Annotated in this window: 19 protein-coding genes; 10 read left to right on the plus strand and 9 right to left on the minus strand. The window is 67.3% G+C overall.

Features of this window, described 5'->3' with window-relative positions; genetic code table 11:
* Positions 1-131: 131 nt before the first annotated feature.
* Complete coding sequence (locus IEW24_RS10500) at positions 132-1514, plus strand: MFS transporter (protein WP_188578205.1); 1383 nt, start codon at positions 132-134, stop codon at positions 1512-1514.
* A 27-nt stretch (positions 1515-1541) separates the two neighbouring features.
* Here IEW24_RS10500 and IEW24_RS10505 read toward each other — a convergent pair whose 3' ends face one another.
* Positions 1542-2063: a TspO/MBR family protein gene (locus tag IEW24_RS10505; protein WP_244644294.1), complete on the minus strand. Its 522-nt coding sequence runs from the start codon at positions 2061-2063 to the stop codon at positions 1542-1544.
* 104 nt (positions 2064-2167) lie between these two features.
* Here IEW24_RS10505 and IEW24_RS10510 point away from each other — a divergent pair, with 104 nt between their 5' ends.
* Positions 2168-2572 carry a DUF2177 family protein gene (locus IEW24_RS10510; RefSeq protein WP_188578207.1) on the plus strand — a complete coding sequence of 135 codons (405 nt, stop codon included), beginning with the start codon at positions 2168-2170 and terminating at the stop codon, positions 2570-2572.
* Between the two features lie 9 nt (positions 2573-2581).
* Here the strand turns inward: IEW24_RS10510 and IEW24_RS10515 are convergent, their stop codons facing one another.
* On the minus strand, positions 2582-3382 hold the full coding sequence (locus IEW24_RS10515) for a DUF1295 domain-containing protein (protein ID WP_244644295.1): 801 nt from the start codon (positions 3380-3382) through the stop codon (positions 2582-2584).
* Between the two features lie 104 nt (positions 3383-3486).
* Complete coding sequence (locus IEW24_RS10520; RefSeq protein WP_188578210.1) at positions 3487-4209, minus strand: ChrR family anti-sigma-E factor; 723 nt, start codon at positions 4207-4209, stop codon at positions 3487-3489.
* A gap of 195 nt (positions 4210-4404) precedes the next feature.
* Here IEW24_RS10520 and IEW24_RS10525 point away from each other — a divergent pair, with 195 nt between their 5' ends.
* The 3 genes from IEW24_RS10525 (at position 4405) to IEW24_RS10535 (ending at position 7888) form a co-directional block, all read left to right on the plus strand.
* Positions 4405-5793 carry an NAD(P)/FAD-dependent oxidoreductase gene (locus tag IEW24_RS10525; RefSeq protein WP_188578214.1) on the plus strand — a complete coding sequence of 463 codons (1389 nt, stop codon included), beginning with the start codon at positions 4405-4407 and terminating at the stop codon, positions 5791-5793.
* Positions 5790-6590 carry a DUF1365 domain-containing protein gene (locus IEW24_RS10530; protein ID WP_188578216.1) on the plus strand — a complete coding sequence of 267 codons (801 nt, stop codon included), beginning with the start codon at positions 5790-5792 and terminating at the stop codon, positions 6588-6590. Before IEW24_RS10525 ends, IEW24_RS10530 begins: the two co-directional genes overlap by 4 nt.
* 86 nt (positions 6591-6676) lie before the next feature.
* A complete protein-coding gene (locus IEW24_RS10535; protein ID WP_244644296.1) occupies positions 6677-7888 on the plus strand; it encodes an SAM-dependent methyltransferase in 1212 nt (403 codons plus the stop codon).
* A gap of 208 nt (positions 7889-8096) precedes the next feature.
* Here the strand turns inward: IEW24_RS10535 and IEW24_RS10540 are convergent, their stop codons facing one another.
* The 6 genes from IEW24_RS10540 to IEW24_RS10565 form a co-directional block, all read right to left on the minus strand.
* Positions 8097-9050 (minus strand): cupin domain-containing protein, encoded by a 954-nt coding sequence (locus IEW24_RS10540; protein WP_188578218.1) that lies wholly within the window; start codon positions 9048-9050, stop codon positions 8097-8099.
* 14 nt (positions 9051-9064) lie between these two features.
* Entirely contained in the window at positions 9065-10315 is a 1251-nt protein-coding gene (locus IEW24_RS10545; RefSeq protein WP_188578220.1) for a Zn-dependent hydrolase, read from the minus strand.
* Between the two features lie 7 nt (positions 10316-10322).
* Complete coding sequence (locus IEW24_RS10550; protein ID WP_188578222.1) at positions 10323-11201, minus strand: alpha/beta fold hydrolase; 879 nt, start codon at positions 11199-11201, stop codon at positions 10323-10325.
* A gap of 17 nt (positions 11202-11218) precedes the next feature.
* Positions 11219-12352, minus strand: a complete 1134-nt coding sequence (locus IEW24_RS10555) for a pyridoxal phosphate-dependent aminotransferase (protein ID WP_188578224.1) — start codon at positions 12350-12352, stop codon at positions 11219-11221.
* An 87-nt stretch (positions 12353-12439) separates the two neighbouring features.
* Positions 12440-13219 (minus strand): SDR family oxidoreductase, encoded by a 780-nt coding sequence (locus tag IEW24_RS10560; protein WP_188578226.1) that lies wholly within the window; start codon positions 13217-13219, stop codon positions 12440-12442.
* Between the two features lie 281 nt (positions 13220-13500).
* A complete protein-coding gene (locus tag IEW24_RS10565) occupies positions 13501-14214 on the minus strand; it encodes a GntR family transcriptional regulator (protein ID WP_188578228.1) in 714 nt (237 codons plus the stop codon).
* Positions 14215-14488: 274 nt separating this feature from the next.
* Between IEW24_RS10565 and IEW24_RS10570 the strand changes: the two genes are divergently transcribed.
* From IEW24_RS10570 to IEW24_RS10590, 5 genes are all read left to right on the plus strand, one after another.
* Complete coding sequence (locus IEW24_RS10570) at positions 14489-15385, plus strand: ABC transporter ATP-binding protein (RefSeq protein ID WP_188578230.1); 897 nt, start codon at positions 14489-14491, stop codon at positions 15383-15385.
* Positions 15386-15389: 4 nt separating this feature from the next.
* Positions 15390-16166, plus strand: coding sequence for a class II aldolase/adducin family protein (locus tag IEW24_RS10575; protein ID WP_188578232.1), 777 nt, complete (start codon positions 15390-15392; stop codon positions 16164-16166).
* Positions 16167-16251: 85 nt separating this feature from the next.
* On the plus strand, positions 16252-17313 hold the full coding sequence (locus tag IEW24_RS10580; RefSeq protein WP_188578235.1) for an ABC transporter substrate-binding protein: 1062 nt from the start codon (positions 16252-16254) through the stop codon (positions 17311-17313).
* The gene (locus tag IEW24_RS10585) at positions 17310-18125 is read left to right on the plus strand and encodes an ABC transporter permease (protein ID WP_188578237.1); all 816 of its coding nucleotides are present in this window, start codon (positions 17310-17312) and stop codon (positions 18123-18125) included. The genes IEW24_RS10580 and IEW24_RS10585 overlap by 4 nt, the downstream gene beginning before the upstream one ends.
* Positions 18122-18904, plus strand: a complete 783-nt coding sequence (locus tag IEW24_RS10590) for an ABC transporter permease (RefSeq protein WP_188578239.1) — start codon at positions 18122-18124, stop codon at positions 18902-18904. Before IEW24_RS10585 ends, IEW24_RS10590 begins: the two co-directional genes overlap by 4 nt.
* Positions 18905-18908: the final 4 nt, after the last annotated feature.

The following is an 18908-nucleotide window of genomic DNA, read 5'->3' on the forward strand; positions in this document are numbered from 1 at the left end:
GATCACACGGACGCGGGGCTGCGTCCTCCCTTGTCGGAAGGGCTGGGCATGGACATTGGGCTGGTGGACGCTCTGCGTCCCTTAGAGATTTCGCGTCTCCAGATCATCTCGCGCCCCCCGAGGGCCGCGCCATGAGCTTCGCGACCACGCCCGGCACCCTGGGCATCGCGGCGCCCGAACCCGGCGTCCTCTCCATCGCCGAGCGCATCGACCGCCTGCCCGTCACCGGCCTGCACGTGGCGATCATCGCCGCCTGCACCATCGGCCTGTTCGCGGACATCGCCGAAGTGGCGCTCGCCAATGCGCTCTCCGCCGTGTTCCTCTCCCCGCCGCACAATATGGCGCGGGGCGATCTGGCGCTGCTGTTGTCCTCCATCTTCGCCGGAGGCGTCATCGGCGCGCCCCTGTTCGGCGCGGTGGGCGACCGCTTCGGCCGCCGCCGGGCGTTGCAGATCGCGCTTGCCGTGATCGCGCTCGGCTCGCTGGCCGCTGCCGCAAGCCCGGGCCTTGCCTCCCTCACCTTCTGCCGCTTCCTGTCCGGCATCGGCATCGGCGGCTATCCCGCGCTCTCGGCGGCCTATGTCTCCGACCTCGTGCCGCCGAAGCAGCGCGGGCGGGCGATGATGCTGAGCGCCGGCGTCGGTTGCCTCGGCGCGCCCGCCATCCTGCTGCTGATCGGCGCTCTGACGCCCCTCCAGCCCCTCGGCATCGAGGCGTGGCGCTGGGCCATCGGCAGCGGCGGCGTGCTGGCGCTCCTGTGCGCCGCCGCCTTCAGCCTGCTGCCGGATTCCCCGCGCTGGCTGGCCTCCGTCGGCCGCGACGCCGAAGCGGAGGAGGCCTGCCGCCGGCTGGAACGCTCCGCAGGCGCGGAACATCCCCGCACCCTGCCGGGCGGCGTCGTGGCCGGCCAGGTGGCGGTGGGCTTCCGCGCACTCCTCGCCTCACCCGCCGGGATGCAGCGCACGGCCCTGATCACCGGCCTGTTCGCCCTCGCCTCATGGGCGACGGTGGGCTTTCCGCTGCTCAGCGGCGCCGTCCTGCTCCAGAAGGGATTCACGCTCCAGCAGTCGCTGCTGTTCGTGACGCTCAGCATGCTCGGCCCGGCGCTCGGCAGCTTCAGCATGGCACTGATCGTGGACTTCATGGGCCGGCGCCTGTGCCTTGCCGCCTGCACGCTGGCCATGGCCGGCGTGGGGATCACCTTCGCCCTGAGCGACAATCTGACGGTGCTCACCCTGTGCGGCATCGCGTTTACCACCGCATCCGCCATCTATGTGGGCCTGCTTTCCATCTACAGCACCGAGCTGCTGCCCACGCCCACGCGGGCGTCCTCGCTGGCGCTGGCCTGGATGGCGGGGCGCATCGCCTCCACATGCGCGCCGCTGGTGCTGCTGCCGCTGTTGCAGGGCTATGGCCCCACGGCCATGTTCGCCGTCATCACCGCCACGCTGGCCGCAAGCCTCGCCCTCGTGCTGGTGGGGCCGAGCGGGCTGACCGGAAAACCCGTGGCCTGAAGAAGTCCGTCACCTGGGACAGACGGCTTAGCCGTTGAGCCTCCACAGCCAGAAGTTCAGCACGCTGGCGAAGCCCACCCAGCCCGCCAGCGGCACGAGGCACCAGGCCGTGCCCTTGTCCACCCATCGGAAGGCGATGATGGCGGCGATGATGGCGCACCACTGGGGCACGATGTTGATGAGCCCCAGCAGCGGGCTTTGCAGGTGGAAGAACATCCACGACCACGCCGCATTCAGCAGCAGCTGGGCGAAGAACCATGTCAGCGCCGTGCCCCGGCCGGGCGTCTCCTCCGGCAGCCGCAGGATGCGCCATGCGGCAAACGCCATGAGCGCATAGAGCAGGGTCCACACCGGGCCGAACAGCCAGTTCGGCGGATTGAACGCGGGCTTGGCAAGGCCCGCGTACCATGGCGCCAGATTGGCGAAGGTGGCCCACTGGCCCAGAACCAGTGCCGCGACCACCGGCAGCACCGCCAGCGCCAGCGCGCGCAGGCCGGCGCCGGAGAACATGGGGGCGGGCGCGGGGGAGGAATGGGTATCGCTCAGCATCGCTCAAGTCTCCTTGGCAGTAGGAACGCCCGAAACCCTCCGCTTGATCCAGCGGGGGGTGCCGCGCGTAAAGGATGAGGTCCGCCATCCGCCGGAGACGACGCATGTTGCCTTACGCGCTCGCCTATGGGACCGCCGCCCTTGCCTTTCTGGCGCTCGATGCGGTCTGGCTTACCGCCATGGGAGACCGCTTCTACAAGCCGCTCATGGGGGGCATGGCACTGGAAGGCTTCCGGCTGGCGCCGGCCATCGCCTTCTATCTGATCTATGTGACAGGCATTCTCGTCTTCGCCATCCAGCCCGCCTTCGGCACCGGACGCTGGACCACCGCCCTTCTTTACGGCGCGGCCTTCGGCTTCTGCGCCTATGCCACCTATGACCTCACCAATCAGGCCACGCTGAAGGCGTGGCCGCTGGCGCTGACGCTGGTGGATCTGGCCTGGGGCACGGTGCTGACCGCCTGCGCCGCCACGGCGGGCTTTCTCGGCGCCCGTGCGCTGGCTGGCTAGAGAAACGCTCTAGCGCCGCGGTCCGGGAAAAAAGGCGTTCACCCGTGCCTGATAGGCGCGGAAGGCATCGCCCCGGGCGCGCAGCATGTGAGCCTCCAGCGGCGGAATGCCGGAGAGATGCACCAGCAGCACATACATGATGACCGGCCCGCTCAGGGCTACGAGGCCCCACGGATAGGTCTCCACGCCGTTGAGCCCGATCAGCGCATAGCCGAGCCAGCCCAGCCACTGGAAGAAATAGTTGGGATGGCGCGAACGGCCCCACAGGCCCCAGTCGCACACCTTGCCCCGGTTGGCGGGATCGGCGCGGAAGGCGTTGAGCTGCTCGTCCGCCACACCTTCGCCGATGACCGCGAGCAGCAGCACCAGCGCGCCGGCAAGATCGAACCAGCCCAGCTCCGGCGCCGGATTGCGCGCCGCCGCCAGCACGCTCAGCATCAGCAGGAAGGCGAAGAAAGCCTGGATCTGGAGGAAGAGGAACAGCTTTCCACGGGCCTGATCGCCCCAATCGGCCTTCATCTTGGCATAGCGCGGATCGTCGCCGCCACCATGCGTGCGCCGGGCGATGTGCAGGCCGAGGCGCAGCGCCCATAGCCCCACCATGGCCGCCACCAGCATCTGCCGCGTGCTCATGGTGTCCGCGCCCGCCACGGGCAGCAGCGCCGCCAGCACGCCGACGACGCCCAGCGACAGCGACCAGATGCTGTCGATCCAGCCCGACTGCCCGGTGCGTTCCGCGATCGCCCAGGCTCCCGCCATCACATCCACCAGGATCATGGCGAGGAGCAGCAACAGCAGCGTATAGGTCAAGCGAGCTCCGTCATACTATAGCTATTGATCATCTGATTAACGCTTCCGGGCCAGGGAGGTTCCTTGAAACCTCCACCCAAGCCAGTGCGGCCCACCCGAGCGGGCTAGAACATGCCCAGAGGATTGAGCAGCCGGCCGAGCAGCCCGTTGAACCGCAACGCCCCCTCCTGCGCGGTGACGCAGACGCAGCCCGTCAGCGGATCGCTCACCGGCTGGTGCTCCACATCGTCATCGGCCTCGGAAAAGTCACCGACGCCATAGCGGTGGAAGCCGTCGAAATAGGCGCCGTGGATCACCTGCGTATATTCGATGCCCGTATGGCCGTGCTCCGGCATGCGCACGTTGGGCGCGATGCGCATGATGCGCGCATTGGCCTTCGGCTGGCCGGGCACGATGATCTTGCAGAATTTCACACCGGGCGCCATCCAGGTCCAGCGGCCCAGCGCATAGGCCTGGAGCGTGGCAGGCAGTTGCACCCCCTCCAGATGGCGGGGTCGCTCCGGATGTGGCGCGGGCCTTTCCTGGGCCACCGCCCCGCGCAGCGCGGGGGCGAGATCCAGACCGGCCAGCTCCATGCTGGCGATGGTGCGGGAAAAGGCTTCAGGCGTCATGTCCGCCGGCGGCAGATCCTCCAGAACGGCGCCACCCGTGGCCCGCAGCGAGGCGAGACGCGCGCGGCAGGGCGGACAGGAGCTGAGATGGCTCTCGGTCACGACTGCCGGGCCGGCACTGAGTGTGCCGGCAGCATAGCCGAGTAAAGTTTCCTCGCTCGGATGATGATGGCTTGCGGTGATACGTTCCCGTACCGCCCCGGCAAGTTGGCTCATGGTGCCCCTACGCTTCCCCGCCATGGAACGACTGCCCGTTTCCGGTGCAGACGTGACCTCTTACGCAATTGGTGCCGGTTCGGATCAATAAGGCTTGCCATGATCCACGAGGAGTGACGGATCGTAAGAGAATCCAGCACATCGTTCATCCACGCGATGCGTTTTCCCTCGGCACTGGATTACAAAGGTTCCGGCATGGCGTCGTCCGTCCTCCCCCCTCCCGCCGCCGGTGCCCAGAGGATTGCCGTGATCGGCAGCGGGATTTCCGGCCTGTCCGCCGCATGGCTCCTGTCGCAACGCCACGCCGTCACCCTGTTCGAGGCCGAAGACCGGCTCGGCGGGCACAGCAACACGGTGGACACCGAGGCCGGCCCCATCGACACCGGCTTCATCGTCTATAACGAGGCCACCTATCCCAATCTGACCGCGCTGTTCGCGCATCTGCGCGTGCCCACCAAGCCCTCGGACATGTCGCTCGGCGTGTCGCTGGACGGCGGGCGGCTGGAATATTCCGGCGACAGCCTCTCCAGCCTCTATGCCCAGCCGCGCAACCTGCTGAGCATCCGCTTCTGGTCCATGCTGCGCGATCTGTTCCGCTTCTATCGCGAGGCCCCCGGCCATGCGGGCGCGCTGGAGGAAGTGTCGCTGCACGATTATCTCAGCGCGCAGGACTATGGCGCGGCGTTCCGCGACGACCATCTCTATCCCATGGCGGCCGCCATCTGGTCCACGCCCGCCGCCGAGATCGGCGCCTATCCCGCCGCCGCCTTCATCCGGTTCTGCGCCAATCACGGCCTGCTTCAGCTGCGCGACCGCCCGCTCTGGCGCACCGTGGACGGCGGCAGCCGGGCCTATGTGGAGCGCCTCGCAGCCGCCTTCCAGGGCGAATTCCATCTCGGCCGCGCCGTGCGCTCCGTGCGCCGGCCCACCAGGGGAAACACGGGAGGTGGCGTCGAGATCATCGACGGCACCGGCCGGATGGAGCGCTTCGACCATGTGGTGCTCGCCACCCATGCCGATCAGGCGCTCAACATGCTCTCCGACCCCACGGAAGAGGAACGCGCCCTGCTCGGCGCCTTCCGCTACACGGTGAACGATGCGGTGCTGCACACCGACGTCTCGCTGATGCCCCGCCGCCGCCGGGTGTGGTCGAGCTGGAACTATCTCTCCCGCCAGGATGGCGATCGCCGCCGCCTCTCCGTCACCTACTGGATGAACCGGCTTCAGGACATTCCCGGCCGCACGCCCTATCTGGTCACGCTCAACCCGCTGCACGATCCGCGACCGGACTCGGTGATCCACCGCGCGCGCTACACACATCCGCGCTTCGACATGGCGGCTCTGGCCGCCCAGAAGCGACTGTGGTCGCTGCAGGGCCGCAACGATACCTGGTATTGCGGCGCTCATTTCGGGGCCGGGTTCCATGAGGACGGGCTTCAGGCGGGGCTCGCGGTCGCCGAGGCGCTCGGCGGGGTGCGCCGGCCATGGCAGGTGCGTGAGGAATCCGGCCGCATCGCGCTCGCGCCCCTGCCCGTCCTTCCGGCCCGCACCGCCGCCGCTCTCGATCTGGATCTTGCCTCATGAGCGATCCGGCTCCCCCGCGCCCCACCGCGTCCGCGCTCTATGACGGCACGGTGGTGCATCATCGGCTGAAGCCGCGGGTCCACCGGCTCAGCTACCGCATCTTCCAGCTGCTGTTCGACCTCGACGAGATCGACGCCCTCGACGCCCGGCTCAGCCTGTTCTCCCGCAATCGCTTCAACCTCTTCAGCTTCCGCGACGCCGATTATGGCGACCGCTCCGGCGCGTCCCTGCGCGGGCAGGTGGAGGGGCATCTGGCGGCGGCGGGGCTGGAGGCGCAGGGCGGCGCCATTCACCTGCTCACCATGCCGCGCGTGCTGGGCTATGGCTTCAATCCGCTCAGCGTCTATTTCTGCCATCGTCGCGACGGCACGCTGCACGCCATCCTCTATGAGGTCAGCAACACCTTCGGCGAGCGCCACAGCTATCTGATTCCGGTGGATGATCCGGACATGCTGCCGATCCGCCAGAGCACCGAAAAGTGCTTCTATGTCTCGCCCTTCATGGACATGGCGCTGACCTATGCCTTTCGCGTGGTGCCGCCCGCCGACAGGGTCGGCATCGCCATCGCCGCCCGCGACGAGGCGGGCACGGTGCTCACCGCCACCCTGTCCTCACGGCGCCGGAAACTGGACGACAGGGCCCTGCTGCGCGCTTTCGTTGCAATTCCGCTCCTTACTCTTAAGGTTATCGTAGGCATCCACTGGGAAGCTCTGAAAATCGCACTTAAAGGTATCCATCTCCGGCACCGTCCCGCCCCGCCCAACCAGCCCGTGACCATCTACCGTTCCGAGTCCTGAATCCGGATCGGTTCGAATTGCCCGATCCGACACTCTGCCTTTCGATTGTTCCCAGGATTGCCCAGCCCATGCCCGCCGAGAGCCACATGCCCGATTTCACGATGGCGGAGAGCCCGCCCATTCAGGCCCGCGGCATCGGCCCTTATGTGCTCCGCAAGCTTCTGTCCCGGCTGGAGCGCGGGCGTCTGACGGTGGTGTTTCCCTCCGGTGCGCGGCTTGACCATCGCTCCGCCACGCCCGGCCCCGAGGCGACGCTGGTGCTCAACAGCTGGCGTCCGCTGCATCGCCTGCTGAAGCGCGGCGGCGTCGGCTTCGGCGAGGCCTATATGGCCGGCGAATGGACCACGCCCGATCTCAGCGCCCTGCTGACGCTGCTGGCGGAGAACGTGGCGCGGCTGGAAGCCACCATGGCGGGGCTGCTGCCGGTGCGCCTTGGGCGGCGCGTCGGCCACATGCTGCGGGCCAATTCCAGACGCGGCGCGCGCAAGAACATCACCTTCCACTATGATCTCGGCAACGAATTCTACCGGCTGTGGCTCGACCGCACGCTGACCTATTCCAGCGCCCTCTACGCCCGCCCCGACATGACGCTGGAGGAAGCCCAGCAGGCCAAGCTCGACCGCGTGGCGGAACTGCTGGAGCTGGATCGGGCAGACCTGAAGCTGCTGGAGATCGGCTGCGGCTGGGGCGCGCTCGCCGTCCGCCTCGCCCATGCGGGCGCCCACGTCACCGGCCTCACCCTCTCCACCGAGCAGAAGACCCGCGCGCAGGCGCTGGCGGCGGAGGAGAAGCTGAGCGAGCGGATCGAGATCCGGCTGGAAGACTATCGCGACGTCGAGGGCACGTTCGATCGCCTCGTTTCCATCGAGATGCTGGAGGCGGTGGGCGAGCAATACTGGCCCGTCTATTTCTCCACCCTGAAGCAGCGCCTCGCGCCCGGCGGCATCGCGGTGCTGCAGGCCATCACCATCGACGAGGCCCGTTTCGAGGCCTATCGCGCCGATCCGGACTTCATCCAGCACTATATCTTTCCCGGCGGCATGCTGCCCACCAAGGAACATATGGGGCGCCTTGCCCGCGAGGCGGGTCTGCGGCTGGAGACGGTGGAGCCGTTCGGCCAGAGCTATGCCGAGACGCTGGCGGAATGGCGGCATCGGCTGGATGCCTCATGGCCGGTGATCGAGAAGCTGGGCTTCGACCAGACCTTCCACCGCATGTGGGATTATTACCTCGCCTATTGCGAGGCCGGCTTCCGCGCCGGCGTCATCGACGTGGCCTTCTACAAGCTATCGGCTTGAGTGGGGGCTGATCCGCAGATCAATCATTTCGCACCCCGGAGACCGGGTGCGGAAAGCCCTCTCCCGCTTGCGGGGGAGGGTTGGGAGGGGGCCGCGCGCAGCGCGTAAACCGCGCCGCCAGCCGACCCCATCCGTCCCGCCATGCCCCCTCCCCAGCCCTCCCCCGCAAGCGGGAGAGGGAGCCGGTCGCGCCAGCAAGCGCCTGCCATCACTCCAGAAACTGAAACCCCATGGTGCGGGCGTGATAGTGCAGCCCGCCATCCTGCACGATCAGGAACAGCGCGCGCGTGTCGCCGCCATTGTGATGCGAGTGCGGAGCGCCAGGGGGCGTGACCAGCGTGGCATAGTCCGACCACGGGCAGCGCACGCCATCCACCATGGAATAGCTGTCCGTGCCGTGCAGCACGAGCGTGATGGCCGCTGAATTGTGCCTGTGGGCGCCCTGATGGCTGGCCGGCGGCAGCGTATTGAGCGAGAGCGTCAGCGTCGGCAGGATGTTGCGCGCCGCCTGCTGCCGGTCGGACGAGAAGATCAGCGCGATGCCCGACTGCCCTTTCGCCGGCTGGTGCTCGTAGATGATCTCGATCTGCCGGGCGATCTCGGCGGCGGGATAATGGACCATGTCCACCGGGCGGCGGGCGTCATCGGGCGGCAGATCGCCATCGAAGGCGAGCTGCGGCTCGTTCGAAACCACCCACAGCACCGTGCGCTCGGACGCGTTCAGCACCGCCGCCGTGCCGGTGAGCAGGAAGACGTCGCCGGTGGCGAACGAGATCGCCTCCGCGCCCTGCTTCGCCTCGCCCTTACCGGAGATGACGTACCAGATGGAGCCGGTGGCGCAGAGATCGGCGGGCAGGCTCTCGCCGGCCGCGATCACCGCATAGCGCGTGAGCATGAGCGGCGAGGTGGCCGGAAACGGGCAGCCCATGGCCGCCGACTGGTCGCACACTATGTATCCGGTGGGCGCATCGGGGGAGAGCGCCTGCTTCGGCTGCTCGGCGAACACCCCGCCCGGCACCGGCGGCAGCTTGATGTTGAAGGCATTGCCCGAATTGAAATAGCGGGCGCGGCTTTCGGCCTGAGTGGCCGGGTTCAGGGCTTCCTGCGCGGGCAGATCTGCCATGTCCGGACGGGTGGAGGCGATCTTTGCGGGTGCGCTCATGAAACAGGCTCCTCTCAGGCGTTCGGCATGTGTTCGGCGGCGAGCAGGCCGGCCAGCACATCGCTGAGCACCTGCGCACCCGCCGCCACATGGGCGGGCTCCGCCCACTCGCTTTCCGCGTGGCTGATGCCGTCGCGGCACGGAATGAAGATCATCGCCGCCGGGGCGAGGCGGGCCAGATAGCGGCTGTCATGCCCCGCGAACGACAGGATCGGCATGGCCGGAAAGCCGTGCCGATCCGCGGACGCTGCGATCGCCTCTTGCAGCGCGGGGGAAAAATCATTGGAAGGCTCGTTTACCAATGCCTCAAGCGTCACCGCGCACGGGGCGGCGGCGGCGCAGAGAGCGCAGATGCGGCCGTCGAGCTTTTCCAGCACCGCATTGTCGGGGTGGCGCATGTCGATGCTGAAGGTCACTTTGGCGGGGATGACGGAGGGCGCGTTCGGCTCCACCTGCACCCGCCCGATGGTGAACTTGATGGCCGGGTCATGCCCGCCCACCTCGGCATTGAGCGCCACCACAAGTTGCGCGAAGGCGGCCAGCGCATCGCGCCGCTCGGCCATGGCCAGCGTGCCGGCATGGCCTTCCGCGCCCGACACGGTGACGCGATAGGTGCGCTTGCCCTGCATGCCGGTGACGATGCCGATCACCTTCCCGGCGGCCTCAAGCTGAGGCCCCTGCTCGATATGCAGCTCCACATGCACACCCACGGGAAAGCCCAGCGGGCGCAGCGGCACCTCAGGGAATTCCCCATCCAGCCGGTCGAGTTCTTCGCCCATGGTGATGCCGGCAAGGTCCGTGCGACCACGGATGTCCGCCAGCGTGCGCGAGCCGGAAAACGCCTCCGAGCCGGTCATGCCCGGCGCGAAGCGGCAGCCTTCCTCATTCATCCACGCCACCACCACGAGGTCGCGCCTGCGCGGGACGCCAGCGGCGGCCAGCGTCTGCGCCGCCTCGAAAGCGGTGAGCACGCCCGCCGCACCATCGAACTTTCCGCCCGTGGGCTGGGTGTCCATGTGGCTGCCCGCCACCACCGGCGGCAGGCTCCGGTCCTCACCCGGCAGGGTCAGGAACAGATTGCCGGCGGCATCGCGGGAGGGTTCGAAGCCGAGTTCGGAGGCCCAGCCCAACACCAGCCGCCAGCCATCCGCCTCGCCTGCGGTGAGGGCCTGCCGGTCGACGCCCCCGTGGGAGAGGGCACCGATTTCGGCGAGGTGCATGAGCCGGCCCCAGACGCGCTGGGGGTTAATGAGCGGGGAGATCATCGCCCGCTCAGCTCGTGCGCATGATCTGGCCGGGAATGGCGCGCGGGTCACGCACCAGCCATTTCCCCGCCTCCACCTGCGCGATGAATTCCGCCAGCTGGGCGTTGAACAGTGCCGGCTCCTCGAGGTTCAGCGTATGGCCGGCCTTGGGGAAGACCGAGAGGCCGCAGGCGGGGATGGTCTTCTTCAGGTAGATGCCCGGCTGGAGGCAGTGGTCGTCCTCGTCGCCCACCATCACGAGGGTGGGCACCATCATGGCTTTCAGGCCCTCTTCCAGATCCCAGAAGGAGGGGCGGCGGGCCTGCACGCCACGCATGGTCATGGCCGCGCCGATATCCGAATGGGTGGCGAGACGGTCGGAAAATTCCTTCCAGCCGCGCGGATCCTTGTTCTGGAACTGCACCCGGCTGGCGCCCAGCCCATAGATCTTGGAGAATTCCTTCGCGCCCACGCGCTCGAAATTATCAGCCACATCGCGCGAGACGCCGCGGAAATACTCCTCGAATTCCTTCTCGCAGCCATAGCCGGCACCGGCGACGGTGAGCGAGAGCGCGCGCTCGGGCGTGCGCAGGCCGAAATGCACGGTGCAGAAGCCGCCCATGGAGAGGCCGACGATATGCGCCTTCTCGATGCCGAGCCCGTCCAGCACCGCAACCGCGTCATCCGCCGCAATGCTCTGCGAATACTGCTCCATGTCGGTGGGGATGTCGGAGGGCGCATAGCCGCGCGCGGCATAGGTGATGCAGCGGTGGCGGCGGGCGAAGAAGCGCATCTGCGGCTCCCAGCTCGCGTGATTGCCGCCGAATTCGTGGATGAACAGGATGGGCGTCCCCTCGCCCGCTTCCTCCACATAGAGGCGAATGCCGTCCTTGGTGGTCACATGCATGATTGGACTCCCGATAATCAGAACTGCGCGCCGACGTCGTTCAGCGTGCGGGCGGTATCCACCAGCGCCGGCAGGCGCTCGCAGAAGATGTCCACCCAGCCCTCGGGCACGGAGGTGGAGACCTTCACGAAGCGGTCGCCGAAGCGCTCGGTGTGGTAGGTGCCCTGACGGATCATCATGTCCTGCCGCCGCGCCGCCTCCACCAGAGCCTCGGGCTTGATGCCCACACCGATGGTTTCCAGCACCAGGAAATTGCCGTGCGAGGGAGTGACCGGCAAGGCGAAACCGGGGATGGCCTCGGCGGCCGCCTTGATCTTTGCCTTGTTGCCCCGGTCGATGCGGCGCACCTCGGCCATCCACTCGGGCTTCACGCTCAGGCCTGCCTGCGCGGCGCGCTGGGCGATGACGCTGGCACCGAGCACGCTGGTGGCCCGCTCCGCGCACTTGTCGAGGATCTCCGGGCAGGCGACGAGCGCGCCGATGCGCAGGCCGGCAAGACCCAGCCACTTGGAAAAGGAGAGCGACACTACCGCGCCTTCGGGCGACGCATGGAGCGCGGGATAATGGCCGTCGGCGAAATCGCGATAGGTGCAGTCATGCACCAGCAGCGCGCCGCAGTCGCGGGCGATGGCGGCAAAAGCCTCGATCTCGTCCTGCGTATAGCGGATGCCGAGCGGATTGTTGGGGTCTACCAGATAGATGATGGCCGTGCGCTCATCCACATTCGCCTTCAGCGCCTCGGCGGTGAGGCGATAGTTGCAGGCGGCGTCATAGATGGGAATCTCGATCACTTCCGCGCCCGCCTGCCGCGCGAACATGCAGGGCCACTTCCAGGTCGGGTCCGTGGTCACGAAGGTGGTGCCCGGCTTGCAATAGGCGCGGCACACCATGGCCAGCGCCGACACGCCGCCTTCCGTCACCAGCGCTTCCGCGCCCGGTGTGCCGAGATCGTCCACGATGGCGGCGCGCAGGGCCTCGAAGCCCAGCGGCGGGGCATAGGCATTGAACTCGCCCGCCTCGACGGAGCGGATCATGGCGGCGGTGACGGCAGGATGGGTGGGAATGTGGTTGGTGTTCTGCCCCATCCACATGAGGCCGGGCGTGGTGGAGAGCGCATCGAAATAGCGATTGCGCAGGCGTGCGGAGGACATGAGCGGTTTCCCGGGCGTTTCTGGAAGGCGATAAGCGGGCCGGCCGGCGTGCGGGCGCCGGCCGGGAACGGGCTCGGATCAGGAGGTTCAGATCACCGAGCCACGGGCGGAGATGCCGCCGTCGATGGTGACATTGGTGCCGGTGATGTAGGCGGCGCGCGGCGAGGCGAGGAAGGCCACGAGATCGGCCACCTCCTCCGAGGTCGCGGGGCGCTTGCCGGGATACTTGTCGAACAGCTCTTCCCAGCGGCCCTCGTCGCCCAGCATGTCGATGGCCTTGCGCTTCATGATCTTGAGCATGCGGTCAGTCGCCACCGGGCCGGGGTTCACGCCCACCACGCGCACGCCGTCATTCAGGCTGGCGCCGCCCAGCGCCTTGGTGAAGGACATCAGCGCCGCATTGCCGGTGGAGCCGGCGATGTAAGAGGCGTCCCAGTTCTCGCCGGAGTTGCCGATGACATTGACGATCACGCCGTCCTTGCCGCGCATCTTCTTGTAGAAGGCGCGGGCGAGCGTGATGTAGCCGAAGACCTTCAGGTCGAACCCCTGCCGCCAGGCGGCATCATCAACCACTTCCAGCGAGCCGGCGGGAATGTCGCCGGCATTGTTCACCAGAATGTCGATATGGCCGACGTCCTGCGCCAGCTTCTCCATGGCCTCCGTGCTGGAGAGGTCGAGGGCGTGCACGGTGACGCTCACCTTGTAGGCGGCTTCCAGCTCGCGCTTGGCCTCTTCCATGGCCGCGCCGTTGCGGGCGGCAAGATGCAGATGGCAGCCCTCGGCGGCGAACACCTGCGCCACGGCAAGGCCGATGCCCTTGGATGCGCCGGTGATGAGCGCGGTCTTGTTCGTGAGGTCCAGCTTCAAGGCGTGTCTCCAGAGGAATACGGTCAGGCGAGTTCGATATACAAATGCTAGCAATTTGCATACCAACTCGCCGAAGCCGTCTCCGGAGACCCCGGTTTAAGGCCAATCGCGGGCCCCTTCTCGCTCGTCATGGCCGGACTTGATCCGGCCATCCACGTCGGGCCGACAGTGCCGACCTCGATGGTTCAGCCTGGCCCAACCACGTGGATGCCCGGATCAAGTCCGGGCATGACGAAACACTGCTGCATCAATGCCTTGCGGTCAGATCAAACGACCGCCCCTCACCCGAACGCGGCGAGGAAATCCAGCAGGTTGTCGCCCAAGAGGCTCACATGGTCGCGCATGGCCTTGTGGGCCAGTTCCGCATCATGGGCCTCGATGGCCTCGATGACGGTGAGATGCTCGCGCAGCGTATCGGAAATGCGCGTGGGCATGCGGGTGACGCGGCGCCGATAGGCCGCCACCTGATTGCGCAGGCGCCGGGTCTGGTCGGCCAGAAAGGCGTTGTGGGAGGCCTCGTAAATGGCCTCGTGGAACTCCTGGTTCACGTCATAGAAGACGTCCACGTCGCGCAGCGGCGCCACCTGCTCCAGCTTGGCGTGGATGGCGCGGATCTTCTCCAGTTGCTCGGGCGTGGCGCGCCGCGCGGCGAGGCGCGCGCACAGGCCCTCCAGCTCCGCCATCACCTGAAACATCTCGATCAGCGCATGGGCGCCGATGGTGCGCACCACCGCCCCCTGCCGCCCGCGCAGCTCCACCAGACCGCTCGCAGCGAGCAGCCGGAAGGCTTCGCGCACGGGGGTGCGGGAGACGCCGTAGCGCACGGCGATCTCCTGCTCGTCCAGCCGGCTGCCGGGCTCCAGACGGCCGGCGGAAATCGCCGCCTCCAGATCCCGCCGCAACCGCTCCGCCAGCGTCAGCCCGCCGCCCCGTCCGGCCGCTTCCTGCTCAATCGTCGAGCACTCTGCCTCGCCTTGTGCACGGAAAGTGTCCATACGCGCACCCAATTCCATTCTCGGTATACATGGAAGCGCGCCCTACGGCGAACACGCCTCCGTTCCATCCGGTGACATTGCAAGTCGCGGGCCGCTGATCAACCGTCCTTTGGCTCGCGCTTTGCCGCACCCTATTCCCCGCCCCGTACCACCTTTTACGGCTCGCGTCGCGCGCTTGGCACGGCCATTGCTTTGAATAGCCCACCATATCCGCCCCGCGACGCATACGCGTGCCGGCTCTGATTATACATGCTGGGAAGGATCACGTTTGATCATGGGACACAGGGACCAGAGCGGGGCGCTGTTGCGGGCCGCTTCTGAGACTGCCTCCTCCACGGCTCCCGCGCCGGTTTCCGCGCAGCCGCCCCTGCTGGAGATGAAGGCGCTCTCCAAGCGCTTCGGGCCGGTGACGGCGGTGGACGGCTTCGAGGCCGCCATCGCGCCGGGCGAATTCGTCACCGTGGTCGGCCCCTCGGGCTGCGGCAAGAGCACGCTGTTCAACATCGTGGCCGGCCTTGAGGAGCCGGACGCCGGCTCCATCCTGCGCTTCGAGGGCCGGAGCTGCCATGCCCACGAGCTGCTGGGCAAGGTGTCCTTCATGCCCCAGCGCGACCTGCTGCTGCCGTGGCGCACGGTGATCGACAACGCCATCATCCCCATGGAGATCGAAGGCCAGCCCCGAAAGGCCTCCCGCGCGCTGGCCCGCGAGATGCTGCCCGAGTTCGGCCTCGCCGGCTTCGGCGACCAGTATCCGCACCAGCTCTCCGGCGGCATGCGCCAGCGTGTGGCGCTCATGCGCACCTTCATGTTCAAGCGCGAGCTGATGCTGCTGGACGAGCCGTTCGGCGCGCTCGACGCCCTCACCCGCACCATGATGCAGCGCTGGCTGCTGGAGGTGTGGCGCAGGCACAAGCGCACCATCCTGTTCATCACCCACGATGTGGACGAGGCCCTGTTCCTTGGTGATCGGGTGATCGTCATGTCCGCCCGCCCCGGCCGCGTGAAGCTGGAACTGAAGGTGGACCTGCCGCGCCCGCGCCATGCGGACCTCGTCACCTCGCCCGAATTCATCGGCCTCAAGCGCATCGTGCTGGAGGCCATCGAGGAGGAGGCCATGAAGTCCTTCCTCGCCCCCGGCGCCACAGCGCCGCAGACCGACACCCCGGAGTGATGCCATGACCGCAGCCGCCAAAATCCCCGCCGCGATGGATCCCGCCGAGTGGGACGCGCGCGTGAAACTGGCCGCCTGCTATCGCATGGTGGCGAAGCTCGGGCTGGATGATCTCATCTACAACCACATCTCCGCCCGCGTGCCGGGCAAGGATGATCAGTTCCTCATCAATCCCTACGGCCTGCTGTTCAGCGAGATCACCGCCTCCTCGCTGGTGAAGATCGACACGCAGGGCCGCAAGCTCGACAACACGCCCTATGAGGTGAATCTGGCCGCCTTCGTCATCCATGCGGCGATCCACAAGACCTCGCACGATGCGGCCTGCGTGCTGCACACCCATTCGGATGCCAGCGTCGCCGTCTCCGGTCAGGAGAAGGGCCTGCTGCCGCTCTCGCAGTTCGCCATGCGCTTTTACGACCGGCAGGCCTTCCATGATTATGAGGGCGTCGCCATCGACATGGACGAGCAGGAGCGTCTCGTCGCGGATCTCGGCGCTCACAAGGTGATGCTGATGCGCAACCACGGCATTCTCACCGTGGGCCGCACGCCGGGCGAAGCCTTCATGCTACTCTATTATTTCGAGCGCGCGGCCAAGATCCAGCTTGCCATGCAGGCCGCCTGCGCCTCCGGCATCGCGCTGGTGATCCCGCCGCACGAGGTGTGCGAGCGCGCCGCCCAGCAGTTCTGGGAGCTGAAGGGCGACATCCTCGTGCCCGGCGAGCGCGAATGGCCCGCCCTCATGCGCCAGCTCGACCGCGAGGACCCGTCCTACCGCAACTGAGCGCCAGCGTTTCCAACCCGCCGTTCCAGAAGACGCTCCCAAGAGCGCTCGTCCCCAAAATCTCATCCTTCCGGAGATCAGACGCATGACCGACAGAGTTGATGTGACACGCGACAGGAAGACCTCTTCTGGCGCCACCCGCCGCAAGGTGCTCGCCGGCCTCGCCGCCGGTCTCGCCCTTCTCGGCAGCGCCAGCCTGCCGGCGGCGGCCGCCGATCTCACCAAGGCGACGCTGCGCCTGAAGTGGCTGCCGCAGACCCAGTTCGCCGGCTTCTACGTCGCGGTGGCGAAGGGCTATTACAAGGACGAGGGCATTGATCTCACCATCAATCCCGGCGGCCCGAACCTCTTGGCGGAAAACCTCGTCGCCACCGGCGCCGACACCTTCGGCCTCTCGGGCGGCCTCGACAGCGTGTTCGCGGCGCGCGACAAGAACCTGCCCATCGTCTGCATCGGCGTCGCCCATCAGCTGACGCCCTTCGTCTTCGTCGCCCGCGCCGACGGGCCGGTGAAGACCATCCAGGACTTCAAGGGCAAGACCGTCACCACCTGGTTCACGGGTGCCAATCACGTGCTCAACGCCATCCTCACCAAGAATGGCATCGACCCGGCGCTGGTGACGATCCAGCCGCAGCAGGTGAGCGTGACCCCGTTCGTGGACGGGCAGGTGGATGTCATCACCGCCACCCGCTACAACGAGTTCTACACCATCAAGACCCGCATGGGCGAAGAGAAGCTGCGCACCTTCGTGGCCGAAGACAGCGGCATCACCTTCCCGCGCGACACGCTGATCGTCTCCGAGACCACCGCCAAGGAGAAGCCCGACCTCGTGAAGGGCTTTTTGCGCGCCTCGATCAAGGGGTGGAAGGACGCCTTCGCCGATCCCAAGGGCGCCGTAGACACGGTGATGGCGCTGGCCCCGACGCTGGACCGCGCCCATCAGGAGTTCCAGCTCGCCGAGGCCAAGAAGCTCATGGTGGCCGGCAAGGTGCCGGAGAAGGGCCTGTTCAACATCGACATGGACGCGGTGAAGATCACGCAGGATCTGTTCGTGAACGCCAAGGTCATCTCCAAGCCGGTTGATCTGGCCGCCACCTTCAACAGCTCCTTCCTCGACGCCATCCCGCTGGCGGACCGCAAGCCGTGAGCGCTTCCACCCTCTCCCACCCGGCGTCCGCGCCGGGTGGGTCTTCCTCCCTGAAACTCCTCCTGCCGCTGCTGCGCCTCCTGCGCGGGCTGGCCATCCTCGTGGCCGTGTTCGCGCTGTGGGAAGCCCTCGTCGTCGTCTTCGCCATCCGCCCCTATTATCTGCCCCGGCCGAGCGTCATCTTCGCCGCCCTCTGGCAGACCCCCGCCCCCTATGTGCAGGGCTTTCTGCGCACGCTGACGGAGACCCTCATCGGCTTTGCCTCCGGCGCTGCCTTCGGCATCGGCATCGGGCTGGTCTTCTTCCGCCTGCGCGCGCTGCGCGAGCTGGTGTTCCCGCTGTTCATCGTCTCGCAGACCATCCCGGTCATCGCCTTCGGCGCGCTGGTGGTGCTGTGGTTCGGCAACACGCTGTTCGCGAAAGCCGCCATCGCCTTCTACCTCACCTTCTTCCCGGTGACGGTGAACACCCTGCTCGGCCTTGAGAGCGTCGATCCCCGGCAGGAGGCGCTGCTGCGCTCGTTCGGCGCCTCGCCGCGCCAGCTCATGATGCGCCTGCAATTCCCCACCGCGCTGCCGCAGATCTTCGTGGCGCTGCGCCTTGCCTCCTCGCTGGCGCTGGTGGGCGCCATCGTCGGCGAGTGGTTCGGCGACACGGTGGGCCTCGGCGTGCTGCTGCTGCAGGGCATGTATACGGAGAATGTGGTGAGCATCTGGGCGACCCTTTTGGTCTCCGCCTTCCTCGGCACCACCTTCTATGCGGTGGTGGCCGGTGCCGAGCGCCTGTTCGTCTTCTGGGGAGCCGAGCAATGAGCGGCAGCGCACCCGACACCGTCATCGCCGCCCCCCGCGCCAACAGCCGCACCCTCCAGCGCGGCGTGCTGGGCATCGTGCTGTTCATTCTGGCGTGGGAGGGCATCGCCCGTGGCTTCCATCTGCCGGCCTATACGCTGCCGGCGGTGAGCGACATTCTCGCCAGCATCTGGACCAAGCGGCAGATCCTCCTCACCGCCGCCGGCTTCACCATCACCGAGGCGGTGGTGGGCTATGTGATCGGCGCCCTCATCGGCGTCGCGCTGGCGGTGGTCATCACGCTTGTTCCGATGACCCGCGCGGTGCTGCTGCCCGCCGCCACCGCCATCAACTCGGTGCCGGTGGTGGCCTATTCGCCGCTGATCCTGCTGTGGTTCGGCATCGGCATGCCGTCGAAATTCGTCATGGTGGCGCTGGCGGTGAGCTTCACCGTCTTCCTCTCCACGCTGGCCGGCTTCGACCGCGTGGACCGCCGTTCCGTGGACCTGCTGCGCTCCTTCGGCGCCGGGCGTCTCGCCATTCTCTGGCGGCTACGCCTGCCCACCGCCTTGCCGCTGATGGCGGCGGGGCTGCGGGTCTCCACCGTGCGCTCCATCATCGTCGCCATCGTCACCGAGATGCTGGGCGCCTATGGCGGGCTCGGCTGGGTGATCTATCAGGCGGTGTTGCAGATCGATTTCGTGCAGGTGTGGGGCGCCATCTTCGTGGCCTCCGCCGCCAGCCTCGCCTTCTTCGGCCTCATCGGCTTTGCCGAGCGGCGGATCATTTTCTGGAAATAGAGCC

It is taken from the genome of Azorhizobium oxalatiphilum, assembly GCF_014635325.1.
Lineage (GTDB): Bacteria > Pseudomonadota > Alphaproteobacteria > Rhizobiales > Xanthobacteraceae > Azorhizobium > Azorhizobium oxalatiphilum.

Bases quoted from the DNA above. Each gene is read 5' to 3' on its own strand.
- IEW24_RS10500 (WP_188578205.1), top strand. From the start codon at position 132: ATGAGCTTCGCGACCACGCCCGGCACCCTGGGCATCGCGGCGCCCGAA.
- IEW24_RS10505 (WP_244644294.1), bottom strand. From the start codon at position 2,063: ATGCTGAGCGATACCCATTCCTCCCCCGCGCCCGCCCCCATGTTCTCC.
- IEW24_RS10510 (WP_188578207.1), top strand. From the start codon at position 2,168: ATGTTGCCTTACGCGCTCGCCTATGGGACCGCCGCCCTTGCCTTTCTG.
- IEW24_RS10520 (WP_188578210.1), bottom strand. From the start codon at position 4,209: ATGAGCCAACTTGCCGGGGCGGTACGGGAACGTATCACCGCAAGCCAT.
- IEW24_RS10525 (WP_188578214.1), top strand. From the start codon at position 4,405: ATGGCGTCGTCCGTCCTCCCCCCTCCCGCCGCCGGTGCCCAGAGGATT.
- IEW24_RS10530 (WP_188578216.1), top strand. From the start codon at position 5,790: ATGAGCGATCCGGCTCCCCCGCGCCCCACCGCGTCCGCGCTCTATGAC.
- IEW24_RS10535 (WP_244644296.1), top strand. From the start codon at position 6,677: ATGCCCGATTTCACGATGGCGGAGAGCCCGCCCATTCAGGCCCGCGGC.
- IEW24_RS10540 (WP_188578218.1), bottom strand. From the start codon at position 9,050: ATGAGCGCACCCGCAAAGATCGCCTCCACCCGTCCGGACATGGCAGAT.
- IEW24_RS10545 (WP_188578220.1), bottom strand. From the start codon at position 10,315: ATGATCTCCCCGCTCATTAACCCCCAGCGCGTCTGGGGCCGGCTCATG.
- IEW24_RS10550 (WP_188578222.1), bottom strand. From the start codon at position 11,201: ATGCATGTGACCACCAAGGACGGCATTCGCCTCTATGTGGAGGAAGCG.
- IEW24_RS10555 (WP_188578224.1), bottom strand. From the start codon at position 12,352: ATGTCCTCCGCACGCCTGCGCAATCGCTATTTCGATGCGCTCTCCACC.
- IEW24_RS10565 (WP_188578228.1), bottom strand. From the start codon at position 14,214: ATGGACACTTTCCGTGCACAAGGCGAGGCAGAGTGCTCGACGATTGAG.
- IEW24_RS10570 (WP_188578230.1), top strand. From the start codon at position 14,489: ATGGGACACAGGGACCAGAGCGGGGCGCTGTTGCGGGCCGCTTCTGAG.
- IEW24_RS10575 (WP_188578232.1), top strand. From the start codon at position 15,390: ATGACCGCAGCCGCCAAAATCCCCGCCGCGATGGATCCCGCCGAGTGG.
- IEW24_RS10580 (WP_188578235.1), top strand. From the start codon at position 16,252: ATGACCGACAGAGTTGATGTGACACGCGACAGGAAGACCTCTTCTGGC.
- IEW24_RS10590 (WP_188578239.1), top strand. From the start codon at position 18,122: ATGAGCGGCAGCGCACCCGACACCGTCATCGCCGCCCCCCGCGCCAAC.